Annotated in this window: 16 protein-coding genes, 5 tRNA genes and 1 riboswitch; of the genes, 2 read left to right on the forward strand and 19 right to left on the reverse strand. The window is 61.8% G+C overall.

The window, feature by feature from the left end:
* Positions 1–251: 251 nt before the first annotated feature.
* From QMX96_RS16870 to phnN, 3 genes are all read right to left on the reverse strand, one after another.
* Positions 252–680, reverse strand: coding sequence for a GNAT family N-acetyltransferase (locus QMX96_RS16870; RefSeq protein ID WP_054916581.1), 429 nt, complete (start codon positions 678–680; stop codon positions 252–254).
* Positions 681–908: 228 nt separating this feature from the next.
* Positions 909–985 (reverse strand) — tRNA-Arg (locus QMX96_RS16875).
* Between the two features lie 109 nt (positions 986–1,094).
* Positions 1,095–1,685 carry a phosphonate metabolism protein/1,5-bisphosphokinase (PRPP-forming) PhnN gene (phnN, locus tag QMX96_RS16880; protein ID WP_058540771.1) on the reverse strand — a complete coding sequence of 197 codons (591 nt, stop codon included), beginning with the start codon at positions 1,683–1,685 and terminating at the stop codon, positions 1,095–1,097.
* 344 nt (positions 1,686–2,029) lie between these two features.
* Between phnN and QMX96_RS16885 the strand changes: the two genes are divergently transcribed.
* Positions 2,030–2,356, forward strand: coding sequence for an Arc family DNA-binding protein (locus tag QMX96_RS16885; RefSeq protein ID WP_003254499.1), 327 nt, complete (start codon positions 2,030–2,032; stop codon positions 2,354–2,356).
* A gap of 56 nt (positions 2,357–2,412) precedes the next feature.
* Here the strand turns inward: QMX96_RS16885 and mgtE are convergent, their stop codons facing one another.
* The 8 genes from mgtE to alaS form a co-directional block, all read right to left on the reverse strand.
* Entirely contained in the window at positions 2,413–3,855 is a 1,443-nt protein-coding gene (mgtE, locus tag QMX96_RS16890) for a magnesium transporter (RefSeq protein WP_043860297.1), read from the reverse strand.
* Between the two features lie 382 nt (positions 3,856–4,237).
* Positions 4,238–4,314 (reverse strand) — tRNA-Arg (locus QMX96_RS16895).
* Positions 4,315–4,391: 77 nt separating this feature from the next.
* Positions 4,392–4,468, reverse strand: a tRNA-Arg gene (locus QMX96_RS16900).
* 77 nt (positions 4,469–4,545) lie between these two features.
* Positions 4,546–4,622 (reverse strand) — tRNA-Arg (locus QMX96_RS16905).
* Positions 4,623–4,730: 108 nt separating this feature from the next.
* Positions 4,731–4,821 (reverse strand) — tRNA-Ser (locus QMX96_RS16910).
* A 72-nt stretch (positions 4,822–4,893) separates the two neighbouring features.
* Positions 4,894–5,082, reverse strand: a complete 189-nt coding sequence (gene csrA, locus QMX96_RS16915; protein ID WP_010226667.1) for a carbon storage regulator CsrA — start codon at positions 5,080–5,082, stop codon at positions 4,894–4,896.
* A 184-nt stretch (positions 5,083–5,266) separates the two neighbouring features.
* Positions 5,267–6,502 carry an aspartate kinase gene (locus tag QMX96_RS16920; RefSeq protein ID WP_043860296.1) on the reverse strand — a complete coding sequence of 412 codons (1,236 nt, stop codon included), beginning with the start codon at positions 6,500–6,502 and terminating at the stop codon, positions 5,267–5,269.
* 90 nt (positions 6,503–6,592) lie between these two features.
* Complete coding sequence (gene alaS / locus QMX96_RS16925) at positions 6,593–9,211, reverse strand: alanine--tRNA ligase (RefSeq protein WP_043860295.1); 2,619 nt, start codon at positions 9,209–9,211, stop codon at positions 6,593–6,595.
* A 213-nt stretch (positions 9,212–9,424) separates the two neighbouring features.
* Positions 9,425–9,576, forward strand: a riboswitch (FMN riboswitch).
* A gap of 93 nt (positions 9,577–9,669) precedes the next feature.
* Here alaS and QMX96_RS16930 point away from each other — a divergent pair.
* On the forward strand, positions 9,670–10,176 hold the full coding sequence (locus tag QMX96_RS16930) for a 6,7-dimethyl-8-ribityllumazine synthase (RefSeq protein ID WP_043860294.1): 507 nt from the start codon (positions 9,670–9,672) through the stop codon (positions 10,174–10,176).
* A gap of 89 nt (positions 10,177–10,265) precedes the next feature.
* Here the strand turns inward: QMX96_RS16930 and astE are convergent, their stop codons facing one another.
* The 8 genes from astE to argR form a co-directional block, all read right to left on the reverse strand.
* The gene (gene astE / locus QMX96_RS16935) at positions 10,266–11,276 is read right to left on the reverse strand and encodes a succinylglutamate desuccinylase (RefSeq protein WP_043860293.1); all 1,011 of its coding nucleotides are present in this window, start codon (positions 11,274–11,276) and stop codon (positions 10,266–10,268) included.
* Between the two features lie 12 nt (positions 11,277–11,288).
* Entirely contained in the window at positions 11,289–11,579 is a 291-nt protein-coding gene (locus QMX96_RS16940; protein WP_043860292.1) for a hypothetical protein, read from the reverse strand.
* A 14-nt stretch (positions 11,580–11,593) separates the two neighbouring features.
* On the reverse strand, positions 11,594–12,943 hold the full coding sequence (gene astB, locus QMX96_RS16945; RefSeq protein WP_282362070.1) for an N-succinylarginine dihydrolase: 1,350 nt from the start codon (positions 12,941–12,943) through the stop codon (positions 11,594–11,596).
* A gap of 25 nt (positions 12,944–12,968) precedes the next feature.
* The gene (gene astD, locus QMX96_RS16950; RefSeq protein WP_173925083.1) at positions 12,969–14,435 is read right to left on the reverse strand and encodes a succinylglutamate-semialdehyde dehydrogenase; all 1,467 of its coding nucleotides are present in this window, start codon (positions 14,433–14,435) and stop codon (positions 12,969–12,971) included.
* A complete protein-coding gene (gene astA, locus QMX96_RS16955; protein ID WP_282362071.1) occupies positions 14,432–15,460 on the reverse strand; it encodes an arginine N-succinyltransferase in 1,029 nt (342 codons plus the stop codon). The genes astD and astA overlap by 4 nt, the downstream gene beginning before the upstream one ends.
* Positions 15,461–15,522: 62 nt before the next feature.
* Complete coding sequence (gene aruF, locus QMX96_RS16960) at positions 15,523–16,542, reverse strand: arginine/ornithine succinyltransferase subunit alpha (RefSeq protein ID WP_043860288.1); 1,020 nt, start codon at positions 16,540–16,542, stop codon at positions 15,523–15,525.
* 128 nt (positions 16,543–16,670) lie between these two features.
* Entirely contained in the window at positions 16,671–17,891 is a 1,221-nt protein-coding gene (locus tag QMX96_RS16965) for an aspartate aminotransferase family protein (protein ID WP_043860287.1), read from the reverse strand.
* 318 nt (positions 17,892–18,209) lie between these two features.
* Complete coding sequence (gene argR / locus QMX96_RS16970; RefSeq protein ID WP_043860286.1) at positions 18,210–19,190, reverse strand: transcriptional regulator ArgR; 981 nt, start codon at positions 19,188–19,190, stop codon at positions 18,210–18,212.
* Positions 19,191–19,230: the final 40 nt, after the last annotated feature.

Consider the following 19,230-nt stretch of genomic DNA (forward strand, 5'->3'; position numbering starts at 1 on the left):
GACTCGCTTCGATCTCTCGTAGCGGGAGGCGAATTCTACAGCGTTACAACCTGCTGTCAACCACCTTTTTCACCGCTGCCGATCTTTCGATCGAAGCACCTCCAGCCTGACCTGAAACGTCCAACTCATTGATATTCAAGGAGTTTTTCGTTCCGACTGCGCCGGAAGTGGGGCGAATTATAGAGAGATTAAATTGTGCGTCAAGGGTTTATTTCAAAATAACCTCGGCACATAGGGTCAGCATGAGCATTTCAAGACTGAAGCGTCTTTTTCAGGTAGTAGCGCTGATAACCAGGCGGGCAATCCTCCAGCATCCCCATGATGTGGTATCCCTGCTTCTGGTAGAAGTCAGGGGCCTGGAAGCTATAGGTATAAAGAAACAAACCGGTGCAGCCCCGCGCCCGCGCCTCCTCTTCGGCTCGCATCAGCAGTTCGCTGCCCAACCCATGACCGCGTGCGGCATCGCTCAACCAGAAGTAGTCGATATAGAGCCAACCCATTGCGAAATGACCGAACAGCCCACCTCTCACCTGGCCCCCGCCATCGCGGGCATACAGCTGGAAATCTTCATAGGTGTAAGGGCCGATCTGTTCGATGTTGAAGCGGCGCAGCCCTTCACGCACCACTGCCATGGCATCGGCGTCAGCGCCCAGGGTGAATCGGTAAGGGGCATCTGTCATAAGCTCTCCTGTGCGGCATTGGACTACATGAGTACGCTGCGAGCCTGCAGGCGCCGGCTCGCAGCGGATGTTAAATCGGAATTCGGGCTCACAGGTAGAAGGAGGCTCGCCAGGGGGCAGCACGAACGTCAGCCAAGGTAGCGAATCATGCGCAGAAACGAGGAGGGATGGATGGAGCAGAAGAAGAGAAGGTAAAGCGCAGGAAGCAGCCAGCCCTCGAACGAAGGATGGTGTCCCAGGCAGGGTTCGAACCTGCAACCTTCCCCTTAGGAGGGGGATGCTCTATCCAATTGAGCTACTGAGACATGCGTCTGGCGTACATGGCCCGCCATACGGAACGGCGAGCATGTTACCCAGCGAGCCAGGATTTGTCATGTCGTCTCTGCGCTTTTTACCAGTAGGTGGTTTCCAGCCTCAGGCACGTACGCCTGCCTCCTGCAAAACCATCAGCAGGCGGCGCACTGCATCGTCAAGACTGGTCGAGTTGTCCACCCGCCGGACCCGATCATCAACCTGTGTCATGGACTGTTGGTTGCGCGCCATTCGCTGCTCGATCTCGTGCTGCCCCTCCCTGCCCCGTTGAAGCAATCGCCCGCGCAATACCTGCGGATTCACACAAAGCAATATGGGCAACAGGTCCGGGTACTTCGCCTGCGCCACCGGCAGGTGCGCGCGCGACCCGTTGACCATCACGTGCCAGCCTTCGGCAAGCCACGCATCTATATAAGCAGGAACCCCATAAGCCAACCCATTGGCGCGCCACTGCAGGGCAAATTCGCCACGGTCAGCCATCTGCTCGAACTGCTGGACCGATACGGCGACTGCGTCCTCCCCCACCGCCTCGGCGGAGCGAGTGATGACACGCTTAGGAATGCGCACCTGGCTTGCCAGCAAAAGCTCACGCGCCGCATCCAGAAGACTGTCCTTGCCGGCACCGGACGGCCCCATCAAATAGATCACCCTGCCCGCCCCCGCCAAGGGAACGTCGCTTGCGTCATACTGCATAGCCACTATGCTCAGAGAAAGGAAAGCTCGCGCATTTTAGGCGCATTGCACGGTCTTTGCGCCTTTGCCGGTGATGAAAAGTCGAGCCGCCGAGGTGGCCAGGCCGAGCGCCAAATGAAAACTTTTCAAACCAGTGCGCATTTCTGATAATTGGTACTGGCATAACGCCTTTACCCAGTTCAATATTTGTCACAGAATTGACGCCAAGGAACTGGCGACACTGAGGCATGATGAAGACCTCATTCGTACTCCAGGTTGAACATTTTGTCTTAACGATGGTCGTAACACTCATCGTGCGGCCGATTTCGAGAACCGCTTCCCCCTGAACTAAACCGGTCAATTATATGCGCCCAATGAAACAGGCTATCTACTCAAGCCGCACCGCTGACAAATTTGTCGTCCGCCTGCCAGACGGAATGCGTGAGCGCATTGCCGAGGTTGCGCGTAACCACCACCGCAGCATGAACTCCGAGATCATTGCACGCCTGGAGCAGAGCCTTATTCAGGAAGGTGCACTGGGCGACGAGCTGAGCATGCGCCTGGACAGCCCAGAGCTGTCACTGCACGAACGTGAACTGCTGCAACGCTTCCGCCAGCTGTCCCATCGCCAGCAAAATGCTCTGGTCGCACTGATCGCCCATGACGTCGAGATGGCCGCAGACGCTTCCTGATTCCACCCACGCATAAAAAAGCCAGCTTTCGCTGGCTTTTTTTATGCCTTGCCTTTTTACAGCAAGAAGATCGTAGCAAGGCCCAGGAAGATGAAGAACCCGCCACTGTCGGTCATGGCAGTGATCATCACACTTGCGCCCATCGCAGGATCGCGCCCCATTCGGGCAAGCGTCATCGGGATAAGAACGCCCATCAGGGCCGCCAACAGCAGGTTCAGGGTCATCGCCGCAGTCATCACTACCCCCAGCGACCAGCTGCCATAGAGCAGGTAGGCCACAACGCCGATCACGCCCCCCCACACCAGGCCATTGATCAAGGCCACCGCAAGCTCCTTGCGCATCAATCGCGCAGTATTGCCCGGGCTGACCTGATCGAGCGCCATGGCACGTACGATCATGGTAATGGTCTGGTTGCCGGAGTTGCCCCCGATACCGGCCACGATGGGCATCAGTGCAGCCAACGCCACCAGCTTCTCGATCGACCCCTCGAACAGGCCGATCACTCGCGAAGCGACAAAGGCCGTGATCAGGTTGATTGCCAGCCATGCCCAACGGTTGCGAAGCGAACGCCAGACCGAGGCGAAGATGTCTTCCTCCTCACGCAGACCCGCCATGTTGAGGACTTCGTTCTCGCTTTCCTCACGGATCAGGTCGACCATTTCGTCGATGGTCAAACGGCCGATCAGGCGATCGCTCTTGTCCACCACCGGTGCCGAAATCAGGTCATAGCGCTCAAAGGCCTGTGCCGCATCGTAGGCGTCTTCATCGGGATGAAAACTCACCGGGTCACTGGCCATCACCTCGGCAACCTGCTTGTCGGGGTCGTTCACCAGCAGCCGCTTGATGGGCAGCACACCCTTGAGCTTGCCGTCGTAATCGACCACGAACAGTTTGTCGGTATGGCTTGGCAGCTCCTTGAGCCGGCGCAGGTAACGCAACACCACCTCAAGGCTGACGTCCTCGCGGATGGTCACCATCTCGAAGTCCATCAAGGCACCGACCTGGTCCTCGTCATAGCTCAACGCGGAGCGTACGCGCTCACGCTGCTGGGCATCGAGGGTTTCCATCAGCTCATGCACGACGTCGCGCGGCAGCTCCGGCGCAAGGTCGGCCAGCTCGTCGGCGTCCATCTCCTTGGCAGCGGCAAGCAGCTCGTGATCGTCCATGTCGGCGATCAGGGTTTCCCGAACCGAATCGGATACCTCGAGCAGGATGTCACCATCACGCTCGGCCTTGACCAGTTGCCAGACCGTCAGACGATCATCCAGCGGCAGGGCTTCGAGAATGTAGGCAACGTCAGCGGAGTGCAGATCATCGAGCTTGCGTTGCAGCTCGACCAGATTCTGGCGGTGTACGAGATTTTCGACCCGATCGTTATGGTGCCCTTCCTGACGATGTGTCAGGTCTTCGACCACTCGTTGGCGCTGCAGCAATTCGACCACCTGGGCCAGGCGATCCTGCAGGCTTTCTTGCGATTTTTTTACTTCACTTTCGGTCATACGCGTACTCCACTCCCAGCAGCGGAGCACGCCAGGAGAATCAATCAGTCAGATCGTGATTGGCAAAACAAGCTATTGAGTAACTACTGGGTAAGTCCATGGTGGTATTCCACAAGCCCCGGCGGAGCTGACGGGCGCAATCATACACGGCTTGGGCTGCTCGGGCTGAAAATATTGGCCAGAACAATCGCTTGCGAGATAAAGCTGTGACAACGTCCAGCTCTGACAGTGCGACGGCTGGCACACCCCAAAGAACACATTGAAGACGCAAAAGTTAGCAGAGGCCGGTAAACGCATCGATGACAGTTTATTCATCGCGCCTTACGGAAAAGTGAAAAGCCGAAAAGCAGAAGGCCCGCTTAAAAGCGGGCCTTCTGTTGTATGGTGCACTCGACAGGATTCGAACCTGTGACCGCTCGGTTCGTAGCCGAGTACTCTATCCAGCTGAGCTACGAGTGCAGGGTTGGCGCTTGATAGACCAGATCACCTCTGGTTGAAGCTGAAACAACTTCCAGACTGGAAACTGCTTCGTCGTATGGTGCACTCGACAGGATTCGAACCTGTGACCGCTCGGTTCGTAGCCGAGTACTCTATCCAGCTGAGCTACGAGTGCAGGGTTGGTACTTGATGGACCAGATCACCTCTGGTTGAAACTGAGGCAACTTCCAGACTGGAAACTACTTCGTCGTATGGTGCACTCGACAGGATTCGAACCTGTGACCGCTCGGTTCGTAGCCGAGTACTCTATCCAGCTGAGCTACGAGTGCATTTGTTGCCGCGCATTATAGACCGCTTAATCGATTTGCCAACCACTTTTTCGTTTAATTTCAACTACTTAGCGATTCAAGCAAGATTACAGCGCCCTACATGAATAATGGCGGAGAAGGGGGGATTCGAACCCCCGATACCCTTGTGAGGTATACTCCCTTAGCAGGGGAGCGCCTTCGGCCACTCGGCCACCTCTCCGCAACACGGGGCGTATAATAACCAGAGCCTTCCCCGTTTGCAAACCCTTTTTTGAAAAAATATCGATAAAAATTAATGGGTTGGTTCTTCGTCCTTCTCTTTCTTGATCCGCAGGTAGATTTCCTCACGGTGCACGGCCACTTCCTTGGGCGCGTTCACCCCAATCCGTACCTGGTTTCCTTTGACGCCGAGCACGGTCACGGTGATTTCGCCGTCGCCAATTATCAGGCTCTCTGCGCACCGACGAGTCAGAATCAACATACCTTTCTCCTCACGCAATTCAGTTCAGGGATAACAGTCTGCAAAAAAAAGGGCTTCAACCCGCCGCCAGAACAGCGGCGGACCTACGCCTGAACGTTGACCGACACCCGACAACCCACAGGTTTCTTGTACCGTTCAAAAACACGAAGGGCGCGGCCAGGCCGCGCCCCAGTGAGCACAACGCTTACTCGCCCTGACGGGAAGGCGCGTCGAGTTCGAAAGCGGTGTGCAAGGCACGCACAGCCAGTTCCAGGTACTTCTCTTCGATAACCACCGACACCTTGATTTCCGAAGTGGAGATCATCTGGATGTTGATGCTCTCCTTGGCCAGCGATTCGAACATGCGGCTGGCAACGCCCGCATGCGAGCGCATGCCCACACCCACGATCGATACCTTGGCGATCTTGGTATCACCCACCACTTCGCGGGCATTGAGCTTCAGGGCGGTTTCACCCAGTACCTTCTGCGCCTTTTCGTAATCGTTGCGGTGTACGGTGAAGGTGAAGTCGGTGGTGTTATCGTGCGAAACGTTCTGCACGATCATGTCGACTTCGATATTGGCTGCACTGATGGGGCCCAGAATCCCGAATGCCACGCCCGGGGTATCCGGCACACCGCGAATGGTCAGCTTGGCTTCATCGCGATTGAAGGCGATGCCGGAAATGATCGGCTGTTCCATGGATTCCTCTTCATCAATAGTAATGAGGGTACCCGGACCCTCCTGAAAACTGTGCAGTACACGCAGCGGTACGTTGTACTTGCCGGCAAACTCCACGGCCCGAATCTGCAGCACCTTGGACCCGAGGCTGGCCATTTCCAGCATCTCTTCGAAAGTGATCTTGTCCAGCCGCTGCGCCTGGGACACCACGCGCGGATCGGTGGTATAGACACCATCGACGTCGGTGTAGATCTGGCACTCGTCAGCCTTCAATGCAGCCGCCAAAGCCACGCCGGTGGTATCGGAACCGCCACGCCCCAGCGTGGTGATGCTGCCGTGCTCGTCAACGCCCTGGAAACCGGCTACCACGACCACGCGACCTGCCTTGAGGTCGGCACGAATCTTCTGATCATCGATCTGCAGGATGCGCGCCTTGTTGTGCGCACTGTCGGTGAGAATACGCACCTGGTTGCCGGTGTAGGACACCGCAGGCACACCCCGCTTGATCAGCGCCATGGCCAGCAACGCGATGGTCACCTGCTCGCCGGTGGACACGATCACGTCCAACTCGCGCGGAACCGGCTGATCGCTGATTTGCCTCGCCAGCTCGATCAGACGATTGGTTTCCCCGCTCATTGCCGACAGCACGACCACCAGGTCGTCGCCAGCCTCGCGGAACTTCTTCACCTTGTCGGCAACCTGTTCGATGCGCTCGACCGTGCCCACCGAGGTGCCGCCAAATTTCTGTACGATCAACGCCATTTCAAAGCCGCCTCAGCCCGTGAAGGGCACCCAATAAACACAATTACCCAACGCCAGGGCCCGCCATCGGATGGCGGGCCACCGGGCGCTTCAGACACCCTGTTCTACGAATGGCACGGTCAGAGCCAGTGCACCGTCCAACGCTGCGGCATCCACGCCACCGCCTTGCGCCATGTCCGGACGACCACCGCCTTTGCCGCCCACCGCTGCAGCGGCTTGCTTCATCAGATCACCGGCTTTGAGTTGGCCGGTCAGGTCCTTGGTCACGCCTGCGACCAGTACGACCTTTTCTTCGTGGACACTGCCGAGCAGGATCACTGCGCGGCCGAGTTTGTTCTTCAACTGGTCGACCAGGGCCAGCAAGGCTTTGCCGTCCTGCCCGTCCAGACGCGCGGCCAGCACCTTGACGCCCTTGACGTCGACTGCGCTGGCAGACAGGTCATCGCCGGCAGCACTGGCGGCCTTGGCCTGCAGTTGCTCCAGTTGCTTTTCCAGCTGACGGTTGCGCTCGAGCACCGCCGACAGCTTGTCGACCAGGTTCTCGCGGCTGCCCTTGACCAGCTGGGCAGCTTCCTTGAGCTGCTCTTCGGCAGCGTTCAGGTAGGCCAGTGCGGCGGCGCCAGTGACCGCTTCGATACGACGCACCCCGGAGGCCACACCGCCTTCGCTGATGATCTTGAGCAGACCGATATCGCCGGTGCGCTTGGCATGGATGCCGCCGCACAGCTCGACGGAGAAATCACCGCCCATGCTCAGCACGCGCACGCTGTCGCCATACTTCTCGCCGAACAGCGCCATGGCGCCCTTCTGCTTGGCAGTCTCGATGTCGGTCTCTTCGGTCATGACCTCGGTGTTGTTGCGCACTTCGCGGTTGACGATGTCTTCCAGCGCCTTGAGCTGCTCTGGCTTGACCGCCTCGAAATGGCTGAAGTCAAAACGCAGGCGCTGGCTGTCGACCAGCGAGCCTTTCTGTTGTACGTGCTCGCCCAGCACCTGACGCAATGCCGCGTGCAGCAGGTGGGTGGCCGAGTGATTGAGCGAGGTGGCATGACGAACCTGCGCATCGACCCGGGTTTCAACCTGGGCACCGACGCTCAGCTTGCCGCTGGCAACCACACCGTGGTGCAGGAAGGCACCGCCGGTCTTGGTGGTGTCACGGACATCGAAGCGGACGGCACCGGCCTGCAGGTACCCGCAGTCACCCACCTGGCCGCCGGACTCGGCGTAGAACGGCGTGCGGTCGAGGATCACCACACCCTCCTCGCCTTCACCCAGCTGCTCGACGGCCTTGCCGTCCTTGTACAGTGCAACGACGCTGGCAGCGCCTTCGGTGGTGGCATAACCGGTGAATTCGGTGGCCACATCGACCTTGACCAGGGTGTTGTAGTCCAGGCCGAAGGCGCTGGCCGAACGCGCGCGCTCACGCTGCGCCTCCATCTCGCGCTCGAAACCGACTTCGTCGATTGTCAGGCTGCGCTCACGGGCGATGTCGGCCGTCAGGTCCATCGGGAAACCGTAGGTGTCATACAGTTTGAACACCACGTCACCGGGCACCACGCTGCCCTTGAGTTCGGCCAGGTCCTGCTCGAGGATCTTCAGGCCCTGCTCCAGGGTCTTGGCAAACTGCTCTTCCTCGGCCTTGAGCACGCGCTCGATGTTGGCCTGCTGCTGCTTGAGTTCCGGGAACGCCTCGCCCATCTCGGCAACCAGCGCCGCAACGATCTTGTAGAAGAAGCTGCCGGTGGCACCGAGCTTGTTGCCGTGACGGCAGGCGCGACGAATGATGCGACGCAGCACGTAGCCACGGCCTTCGTTGGAAGGCAGCACGCCATCAGCAATCAGGAAGCTGCACGAACGAATGTGGTCCGACACTACCTTGAGCGACGACTGGTCTTCGTTGCTGCAGCCGATGGCGGCAGCCGACGCGCTCAGCAGGTTCTTGAACAGGTCGATTTCATAGTTCGAATGCACATGCTGCATCACCGCACTGATGCGCTCCAGGCCCATGCCGGTGTCCACCGACGGTGCAGGCAGCGGGTGCAGCACGCCGTCGGCAGTGCGGTTGAACTGCATGAAGACGTTGTTCCAGATCTCGATGTAACGGTCACCGTCTTCTTCCGGCGAGCCTGGCGGGCCACCCCAGATGTCGGCGCCGTGGTCATAGAAGATCTCGGTGCACGGGCCGCACGGGCCGGTATCGCCCATGGTCCAGAAGTTGTCCGAGGCGTAGGGCGCGCCCTTGTTGTCGCCAATGCGCACCATGCGCTCGGCCGGCACACCGATGTGCTGGGTCCAGATGTCGTAGGCCTCGTCATCGGTGGCATACACGGTGACCCAGAGCTTTTCCTTGGGCAGTTGCAGCACGCCGGTGAGGAAGGTCCAGGCGTAGGTGATGGCATCACGCTTGAAATAGTCGCCGAAACTGAAGTTGCCCAGCATTTCGAAGAACGTATGGTGACGCGCGGTATACCCGACGTTTTCCAGGTCGCTGTTCTTGCCGCCGGCGCGCACGCACTTCTGGCTGCTGGTGGCGCGGGTGTACGCGCGCTTTTCCTGGCCAAGGAAGCAGTCCTTGAACTGGTTCATCCCCGCGTTGGTGAACAGCAGGGTCGGGTCGTTGCCCGGGATCAAGGAGCTGGAGGCAACTCGGGTATGGCCCTGCTCTTCGAAGAAGCGAAGGAAGGCTTCACGGATTTCTGCGCTTTTCATAGGTTCTTCCACGGAAACGGCGGCCTGCGTCAAATTGACGAAACGACGGCAAAGGGCCGCATTATATCGAGCCTTAACACGAGGTGCAGTGAGTTTATACATCGCCAACCGCCATTTGAGGATGAAATGACCTTCATCCGGCGCGGTTTGCTTAGCAGGCTATACGTTCTGCCGACATCTATGCTACAACGTGTGCGTCGTCAGCCACTGGCGGCACGTTCTCAGGGCGGGGTGCAATTCCCCACCGGCGGTAATTGCGCCCATTGCGCATAGCCCGCGAGCGCTTGCAGGCAACCCTGCAAGGTCAGCAGACCCGGTGTGATTCCAGGGCCGACGGTCATAGTCCGGATAAAGAGAGAGCGGGATAGGCACGCGAGTGCCTGCGTCTGCACATCTGCGCAACGACAATCCCCTTCGATCCACTGCCCTGTTTCTCATACAAACAGGAGTTCGTTTCAATGCAAGCTACCCCAATCGACAGCAAAGGCCATCACAACGATCGCATCGCCTTCGTCCAGGCCTGCTGGCACAAGGATATTGTTGACCAGAGCCGCAAGGGTTTCGTCGAAGAGATGGCCAAGCAAGGCTATCAGCTGAGCGATATCGACTTCTATGAAGTCGGCGGTGCCTTCGAAATCCCGCTGCACGCCAAGCTGCTGGCCCGCAGCGGCCGTTACGCCGGCATCGTGGCTGCAGGCCTGGTGGTGGACGGCGGCCTGTACCGCCATGAATTCGTCGCCCAGTCGGTGATCAGCGGCCTGATGCAGGTGCAGCTGGAAACCGAAGTGCCGGTGTTCTCGGTGGTACTGACCCCGCATCACTTCCATGCCGGCGACGAGCACCAGAAGTTCTTCTTCGATCACTTCGTGCACAAGGGCGCCGAAGCGGCAGTGACCTGCGCCGACACCCTGCTCAAGCTGCGCTCGCTGCGCCGCAATGAAGTACCGCAGAAGATGGCGGGCTGATTGCACTGCCCCTTTCGCCGGCAGGGCCGGCTGCTACGGGATGCGCGACACCTGTAGCAGCCGGCCTTGCCGGCGAAGGTGTTTCATCTTCAGACCAACTGCTCATCCGACGCAGGCACGATCAGCATCCCCGCACGCAGCCCGTTCTTCACCTTGGGGTTCGGGAAAATGATCCGCGCGCCCTCCTCCTCGACAACCCAGCGCGTCTCGGCCAGGTCCTCGGCCAGCAGATACCCTCTGGAAAGCTCGGAAAAGTTCTCGATATCCGCCGGCAGGTGCAGGTGGAAGCTGTCGCTGTGCTTGATGATCTCGCGCGCGACGCTGAACAGTTGCAGCCCGCCGATCCCTTCATCTTCAGCCGGCTCGTTACCCTCGATGATCGCCCTGAGCCGCGCTTCGAGCTTACCGAGTTTGATCTCGCCGTTCTGGCCGAACGGCCGCGCCTTGCCCAGCTCGAGGGTGAACGCTTCGGCCCCCAGGGTTTCGTAGGTAAATGCGGTAAAGGTGATCGAAGGCTTGCTCTGCAGCAGCACAGCCTGCATGCCGGCGGCGCGCAAGCGAGCCAGTTCCCGACGCGAGTGCTGACGGCCTTCCTTGTAGGGATACAGCGCAAACTGCTCGATCTTGGAGCCGCGAATGGCGGTGTGCAGGTCATAGTGCAGGCGGGTACGGCCCTCTTTATAGAAAAAAAAGGCCGTTGCCAGACGCTCCAGCGCACAGGCACGCAATGCCTCGACACCACTGGACTGCTCATGACGCCGGTTGAACAGACGGTTGACGTCGTGCTCGATATACCGCGCGCCCGTGCGCATCGCCTCGGGGTTGCCGAACAGGAACAGCACACGCGCCCGCGGCTTGATCTCCCCCCTGGCAATGCCATGCAGGAGCTCGTCGAGCAACTCGATCGGTGCAGTCTCGTTGCCATGAATACCCGCAGACAGCAGCAGGTCCATGCCATTGTCACGCCCCTCGGGCGGGGTCACTTCAAGCGCCCCCTCGTCGAGCCAGCGCATGCGCACGCCTTCGACAGTCAGCTGGGTCTTCTCTGCCGGTTCACGACCGGCAAGGGTCAGTTCAAGCAGTTTGCCGAGGGCGAGCATGGGCGGTGTTCCTTAGTGGTGATGCCCGCAATCGGGGCCGTGGACGTGGTCGTCATCTTCGCCAGCATCGGCCGGCTCCATTTCCAGCTGCAGGCTCACCAGGTTGGTGGCCAGCGGGCGCAGCAGCAGGTTGGCATACTCGGCGTCGCCTTCTTCAACATCGACACCGATCAGCAGCTGGCCGCGGCCATCCTGCTGAATCCACACTTCCTTGCCTTGCCACAGCACGGCAAAACGGGTGCAGGAAGTTTCCAGCTGGGTGCCATCTTCATCTTCGAGGATCAGCTGCAGGGCATCGGACATAATCGAGTTCTCTTTCAAGGTTGGAGTTGGAACGGATACACCGAACCCAGCTTGAGGATCTGGGTCAGCTCATCCAGTGCCGTGCGACATTCCAGCAACAGCTGCGGGTCAGCCAGGTCGCGTTCGCTCAGGCTGTCGCGGTAGTGCCTGTCGACCCATTGGGTCAGGGTGTCGTACAGCGGCGCGGTCATGATAACCCCTGGGTTGACGGCCGCCAGTTCCGTTTCGTTGAGCGCCACGCGCAAACGCAGGCACGCGGGGCCGCCGCCATTCTGCATGCTCTGCTTGAGGTCGAAGACCTTGACCTCGGTCACCGGCCCGCCCTGGCCGGTCAAGGCCGACAGATAGGCCCAGACCCGCTCGTTGTTGCGGCATTCCTCCGGCACGATCAGCAGCATCGAACCGTCTTCACGGGACAGCAACTGACTGTTGAACAGATACGAACGCACGGCGTCCTCGACCATCACCTGGGCCCGCGGCACGCAGATGGCCTTGAACTTGCCGCCACATCCGGCCAGTTTAGCCTGCAGCTCGGCCAGCACCGCTTCGGTGTCGAGGAAGGCGTCCTCGTGATAGAACAGCACCTCGCCGTTGCCCACCGCGATCACATCGTTGTGAAACACGCCCTGGTCGATCACGGCAGGGTTCTGCTGAGCATAGACCACGCCGTCGGCACTCAGGCCATGCAGCCGGGCAACCGCCTGGGAAGCCTCCAGGGTCTGGCGGGCCGGGTATTTGTGCGGCGCCGGGTAGCGCGCATCGAATGCACTGCGCCCGAACACGAAGAACTCCACGCCCGGTTCGCCATAGGCACGGCAGAAGCGCGTGTGGTTGGCAGCACCTTCGTCACCGAACTGCGCCACCGCCGGCAACGCGGCATGGTGGGCAAAGTGCTGCGTATTGGCGAACATCGCGCCCAGCACACGACTGGTGGTCGGGTGCTCGATACTGCGGTGGTACTTGCAGTTCAGGTTGGCCGCCGTGAAGTGCACGCGTCCATCGGCCGTATCGGCGCTCGGACTGACCGTGGCGGCGTTGGCCACCCACATGCTGGACGCAGAGCAACTGGCGACCAGCAACGGCATCGCCTCCCTGGCCGCCCGCTCGATGACCTGCGCATCGCTGCCGCCAAAGCCCAGGCGACGCAGCGCAGCCACATCCGGACGCTCCTGCGGGGCCAGTACGCCCTGCACAAAGCCCATCTCCATCAGCGCCTTCATCTTCGCCAGGCCCTGGCGCGCCGCTTCACGCGGGTTGGATGCCTGCTGGCTGTTGCTCTGCGAAGCAACGTTGCCGTAGGACAGCCCGCCGTAGTTGTGCGTCGGCCCCACCAGGCCATCAAAATTCACTTCAAATGATTTCATCGGCTAAGGCTCCGTGAAGCTGTTGTTATAGGGTGACGCCGGGCGTCAGCGTGGCGGGCAGCACAAGGCTGGATGCCTCCAGCGACGCCACCGGGTAGGCGCAGTAGTCGGCCGCGTAATAGGCGCTCGCCCGATGATTGCCACTGGCCCCGACACCACCGAACGGTGCGCTGCTGGCGGCACCGGTCAGTTGCTTGTTCCAGTTGACGATACCGGCGCGGCTTTCCAGCCAGAACTGCTGGTAGCGCGCCTCGGAATCGGACAACAGCCCTGCGGCCAGGCCGTACTGGGTGTTGTTGGCTTCGCGGATCGCGGCATCGAAATCGCTGTAGCGGATAACCTGCAGCAGCGGCCCGAAGAACTCCTCGTCCGGGCGCTCGGCCACCGAGGTCACGTCGATGATGCCCGGGGTCAGCAACGCCGCATCGGCCTGTGGCTGGGTCATCGGCAGCAGCGACTGTGCGCCGCTGGCCAGCAACTGGGCCTGGGCATCGAGCAGCGCGCGGGCCGCCCCCAGGGAGATCACCGAGCCCATGAACGGCGCCGGCTGCTGATCGAACGCGCCCACCGAAATGTTCCGGCTTACGGCCACCAGCCGCGCCAGCAGGGTGTCGCCCCATTCGCCTTGGGGTACCAGCAGGCGGCGTGCACAGGTGCAGCGCTGGCCGGCGGAAATGAAGGCCGACTGGATGATGGTGTATACCGCAGCGTCCAGGTCCTGCACCTGGTCGACCACCAGGGGGTTGTTGCCCCCCATCTCCAGGGCCAGGATCTTGTCCGGGCGCCCCGAGAACTGCTGGTGCAGCAGGTTGCCGGTGCGGCTGGAGCCGGTGAAGAACAGGCCGTCGATGCCGGGGTTGGCCGCCAGGGCCACCCCGGTTTCCCGCGCCCCCTGCACCAGGTTGAGCACGCCAGCCGGCAGCCCGGCCTCGATCCAGCACCTGAGCGTCAGCTCGGCCACTTTCGGCGTGAGCTCGCTGGGCTTGAACACCACGCTGTTACCGGCCAGCAGCGCCGGCACGATATGCCCGTTGGGCAGGTGGCCCGGGAAGTTGTACGGGCCGAACACCGCCACCACACCGTGGGGCTTGTGCCGCAGTACCGCCGTGGCGTCAGCCAGCGGGCCGCTCTTCTCGCCGGTACGTTCGCGGTAGCTCTGCACCGAAATGGCCACCTTGTTGACCATGCTGGTCACTTCGGTGGTGGCCTCCCACAGCGGCTTGCCGGTTTCTTCGCCGATGCAGCGGGCCAGTTCATCGGCGTGGGCCTTGAGGCTCGCGGCAAAGGCTTCGAGCACGCTGATACGCGCCTCCAGCGGCTGGCGAGCCCAGCCAGCAAAGGCTTGACGCGCAGCCTGTACCGCGGCCTCGACCTGCCCCGCGTCGGCGCCCTGGCCCTGCCAGATCACCTGTTGGCTGACCGGGTTCAGCGACTGCAGGGCCTCGCCCTGGCCGGCCTGCCATGTACCGGCAATGTAGTGCGTGGTCATTATTTGGCCTCCCGTGCTGCGGACAGTGGCACCGCACGTACCTGGTCACCGGCGCTCAGGCGCAGGCGCTTGGCCGTCAGCGGGTCGACCACCAGGGTGCCCGCAGCCAAGCGCGCGGGCGCTGCGGTGATACGGCAGTCCTCGCGCTTGCGGTTGTGGATGATGAAAGGGGTGGTATCGTCGCCCGGCGTGCCGATCGCCAGCACCAGGGCCTGGCTGTCGTGCACCGCGCGAATCTTGCTGGTCTGGCACTCGACCGCCGGGCCCGCGTCGAAGATGTCGACGTAGCCCTGATAGCTGAAGCCTTCGCTCTGCAGCATGGCCAGCGCCGGTTCGGTATCGGTGTGCACGCGCCCGATCACATTGCGCGCCGCCTCGGACAGAAAGCAGGTGTACAGCGGGAACTTGGGCATCAGCTCGGCGATGAACGCCTTGTTGCCGACCCCGGTCAGGTAGTCGGCCTGGCTGAACTCCATCTTGAAGAAGTGTCGGCCCAGGCTCTCCCAGAAGGGCGAACGGCCCTGCTCGTCGGACATGCCGCGCATTTCGGCAATGATCTTGTTGCCGAACAGCTCGCTGAATTCGGCAATGAACAGCAGGCGAGCCTTGGCCAGCAGACGACCATTGAGGCCACTGCGGTAGTCGCTGCGCAGAAACAGGGAGCACAACTCGGAGTTGCCGGTCAGGTCGTTGGCCAGAAACAGCGTGGGGATCTCGCGGTAGATGTCCAGTTCCTGGGACGCGCTGACGGTCAGGCCCACCCGGTAGTTGTACCAGGGTTCACGCAGCCCAACGGCACCGGCGATGGCCGAAATGCCCACCACTTCGCCTTCGTCGTTCTCGAGCACGAACAGGTAGTCGGCATCGCCACGCTCGGCTTCGCCGCGGAAGGTCTTCTCGGCCCAGCCCACCCGGTGGGCCAGGCGCTCTTCGTTGGCCGGCAGAGTGGTCAGGCCGGTGGTGCCGGTGCTGCGCGCCAGCTCGATCAGCGCCGGTAGGTCGCTGCTGCGTACGGGACGAACAATCATGCTATCTCCTCGGGCAGGTGCCTGCTGGCCCCTGCGAAACTCGACCTGGGGTAGCCAGGCAATCAGACCGCGACCAGCCGCACGCTGGCGCCCTCACCCACTCCCAGCGCCTCGGCGGCGGCCAGGTCCAGCTGCACCGGCTTGCCAGGGGCCCAGTCCAGCTCCAGCATCACGGCGCGGTAATCCTGCAACTGGCCGTTGGATACCAGGTACGGGCGCCCACCCTTGACGGCCTGCTCCTGCAGCTTGACCGGCACCAGCCGGCTCTGGGCGATGGAGCGGATGCCGGACACTCGCGCATGCAGGGTCGGCCCACCGTCGAAGATGTCGATGTAGTGATCGGTCTCGAAGCCTTCGCGCATCAGGATGTCGAAGGTGATCTGCGCGCGCGGGTGCACCTGGCCCATGGCCTCCTGCGCGGCATCCGGCAGCAGGGGCACATAGATGGGGTAATGCGGCATCAGCTCGGCAAGGAAGGTACGGCTCTTGAGCCCGCACAGGCGCTCGGCGGCAGCGTAGTTGAGGTCGAAGAAGTTGCGCCCGATGGCATCCCAGAACGGCGAGTCGCCGTGCTCGTCGCTGTAGCCGACGATCTCGGTCACCACCGAATCGGCAAACCGCTCCGGGTGCGCTGCCATGAACAGCAGCCGGCCGCGGGAGTTGAGCTCGGCCCAGCCGGTGCCCACCAGTTCGGGCAGCACGTAGAAGCTGGTCAGCAGGCTGTTGCCGGTCAGGTCGTGACACTGCGACAGCACATGGATCTTGTTGTGGATCTTCAGCTCGCGCGAGGCGTGCACGAAGGTCTCGTTGCGAAAACTGTAGAACGGCTCGGAATAGCCGGCCGAGGCCACGATGGCCGAACAGCCGACCAGCTTGCCGGTCTCGCTGTCTTCGAGCACGAAGAAGTAGCTCTCCTCGCCATTGAAGCTGACTTCGGCGGCAAAGGAGGTTTCGGACGCGGCGATCTTGTCGCCCAGGCGACCGGCATCATCCGGCAGGGACGTGACACCGATGGGACTGTCCGCGGCCAGACGCTGCACTTCACCCAGGTCAGCCATTTGCGCGGGGCGCATCACCAGCATGGTGTCACTCCTTTAGGGAAAATCGGGCCGACAGCTGCCGGCGCAGAAGAAGCGGCGCGTGCCACGGGCACGGGCCACCAGAATCGGTTCGCTGGCCACCGGGGCCAGCGAAGGACCGCAGGCCGGTATCAGGCCTTGGTCAGTGCAGCGGCAGCGCGTTCGAAGCGGTCAAGGCCTTCATCGATGTCGGCATCTTCCACCACCAGGCTGGGGGCGAAACGCACCACGTCCGGGCCGGCCTGCAAAACCATCAGGCCTTCTTTCTCGGCAGCATTGAATACGTCCTTGGCCTTGCCCTTCCAGGCATCGGACAACACGCAACCGATCAGCAGGCCCAGGCCGCGGACCTGGGTGAACAGGCCGTACTGCTGGCCGATCTTCTCCAGGCGCGCCTTGAAGCGCTCGTGCTTTGCCTTGACGCCCGCCAGCACTTCGGGGGTGTTGACCACATCCAGCACCGCAGAGGCCACGGCGCAGCCCAACGGGTTGCCGCCATAGGTGGTGCCGTGGGTGCCCACGGCCAGGTGCTTGGCCAGCGCTTCGGTGGTCAGCATCGCGGCAATCGGGAAGCCGCCGCCCAGGCTCTTGGCGCTGGTCAGGATGTCGGGGGTCACGCCGTAGTGCATGTAGGCGAACAGCTCGCCGGTACGGCCGACGCCGGTCTGCACTTCGTCGAAGATCAGCAGTGCGTTGTGCTTGTCGCACAGCTCGCGCGCGCCTTGCAGATAGGCCTTGTCGGCCGGCACCACGCCGCTCTCGCCCTGGATCGGCTCGATCACCACCGCGCAGGTCTTGTCGCTGATCTGCGCCTTGAGCGCTTCGAGGTCGTTGTACGGAACATGGCTGATGCCGGTGATCTTAGGGCCGAAGCCGTCGGAGTACTTGGGCTGGCCACCGACGCTCACGGTGAACAGGGTGCGACCGTGGAAGCTGTTCACGGTAGCGATGATCTCGTGCTTTTCAGGGCCGAAGCGGTCGTGGGCCACACGACGGGCCAGCTTGAAGGCGGCCTCGTTGGCCTCGGCGCCGGAGTTGCAGAAGAACGCACGCTCGGCAAAGGTGGCGTCGACCAGCTTGTGGGCCAGACGCAGGGCTGGCTCGTTGGTGAACACGTTGGACACGTGCCACAGCTTGTTGGCCTGCTCGGTCAGCGCACCGACCAGCGCCGGGTGGGCGTGCCCCAGGACGTTTACGGCGATGCCGCCAGCGAAATCGATCAGCTCGCGCCCCGCCTGGTCCCATACACGGGAGCCCTGGCCACGCACGGGGATGAAAGCGGCCGGCGCATAGTTGGGGACCATTACCTGGTCGAAATCGGCGCGTTGCACCGGAGCTTGCTCAACGGACATCGGAGTCTCCTGAAGAGGAACGCCTGCCTGGAACTGGCGAGCGATGGGGGGATTGTAAGGACTGATGAACGCCCGGCCTTGCCGCCAAGCGACAACTTCTTATAGCGCCAAACCCTGTTTTGCCAAGGCTTTCGGCAATGCGACAAATAGGGTCGCAAAGGCGCAGTTTAAACGGTGCGCGGTGCTGGCGGGGAGATTGTGTCACGCACGGATTTGCGGGGGCTTCTTCGCTGGCAAGCCAGCGCCCTCGGGCCTGTGCAGCCCCCTTCGAAGCTGTGGGCGCTGGTTTGCCGCCGAAGGTCGCGCTGCGCTACCGAATCAGCCGCGCTCGGCAGGCGCCGACGACAACTCGAACGGGCTGTTGCTGCGGCGCTGGTTGCGGTCTTCGCGTGGCGTTGCGCCAAAGAAGTTACGGTAAGCGCTGGAAAAATGCGGCCCCGACGAGAACCCGCACGACAGGCCGATCTGGATGATCGACTTGCTGGTCTGCATCAGCATCTGGCGCGCCTTGTTCAAGCGCAGCTCCAGGTAATACTGGCTGGGCACCCGATTGAGGTACTGCTTGAAGATCCGCTCCAGCTGCCGGCGCGATACGCACACATGCTGGGCAATCTCGTCGGTGGTCAACGGCTCCTCGATGTTGGCCTCCATCAGCAGCACCGCCTGGGTCAGCTTCGGATGGCTGGAGCCCAGGCGATTCTGCAGCGGGATGCGCTGACGCTCGCCCCCCTCGCGAATGCGCTCGACCACCAGCTCTTCGGAAACCGCACCGGCAAGCTCGGCGCCATGGTCACGGGCCAGCACGGCCAGCAGCAGGTCCAGTACCGACATGCCACCACAGGCGGTCAGCCGATCGCGATCCCAGTCGAACAGGTGGCTGGTGGCGATGACCTTGGGGAAGCGCTCGGCGAAGTCATCCTGCCAGCGCCAGTGCACCGCGGCGCGATAACCATCCAGCAGGCCCAGCTGGGCCAGCGGATACACACCTGCCGAAAGACCGCCCACCACGCACCCCGAGCGCACCAGTTGCTTGAGCGCGCTGCCCAGCGCCGCGCCTACCGCCTGCGGCGGCTCATCGGCCAGCAGAAACAGCTTCTGGCAACCTTCCAGCCGCCCCACCCAGGCTTCGCCAGGCAAGCGCCAGGCGCCCTCCGGCGCAGGTTCGGCCTGCAGGAACAGCAGCTCGTAGACCACTTCGGGGTGCACCTTCTGGGCCACCCGCAAGACCTCTTCGGCCAGCGCCAGGGTCAAGGCCTTGGTGCTGGGCCAGAGGAGAAAACCGATTCGCTGGGTGGTCATTGGATAAGGTCCGAAACCTGAGAGGAGTCTGGGAGAAAAG

Origin of the sequence: Pseudomonas sp. PS01300 (assembly GCF_029960155.1) — a bacterium.
GTDB classification, from domain to species: Bacteria; Pseudomonadota; Gammaproteobacteria; order Pseudomonadales; family Pseudomonadaceae; genus Aquipseudomonas; species Aquipseudomonas palmensis.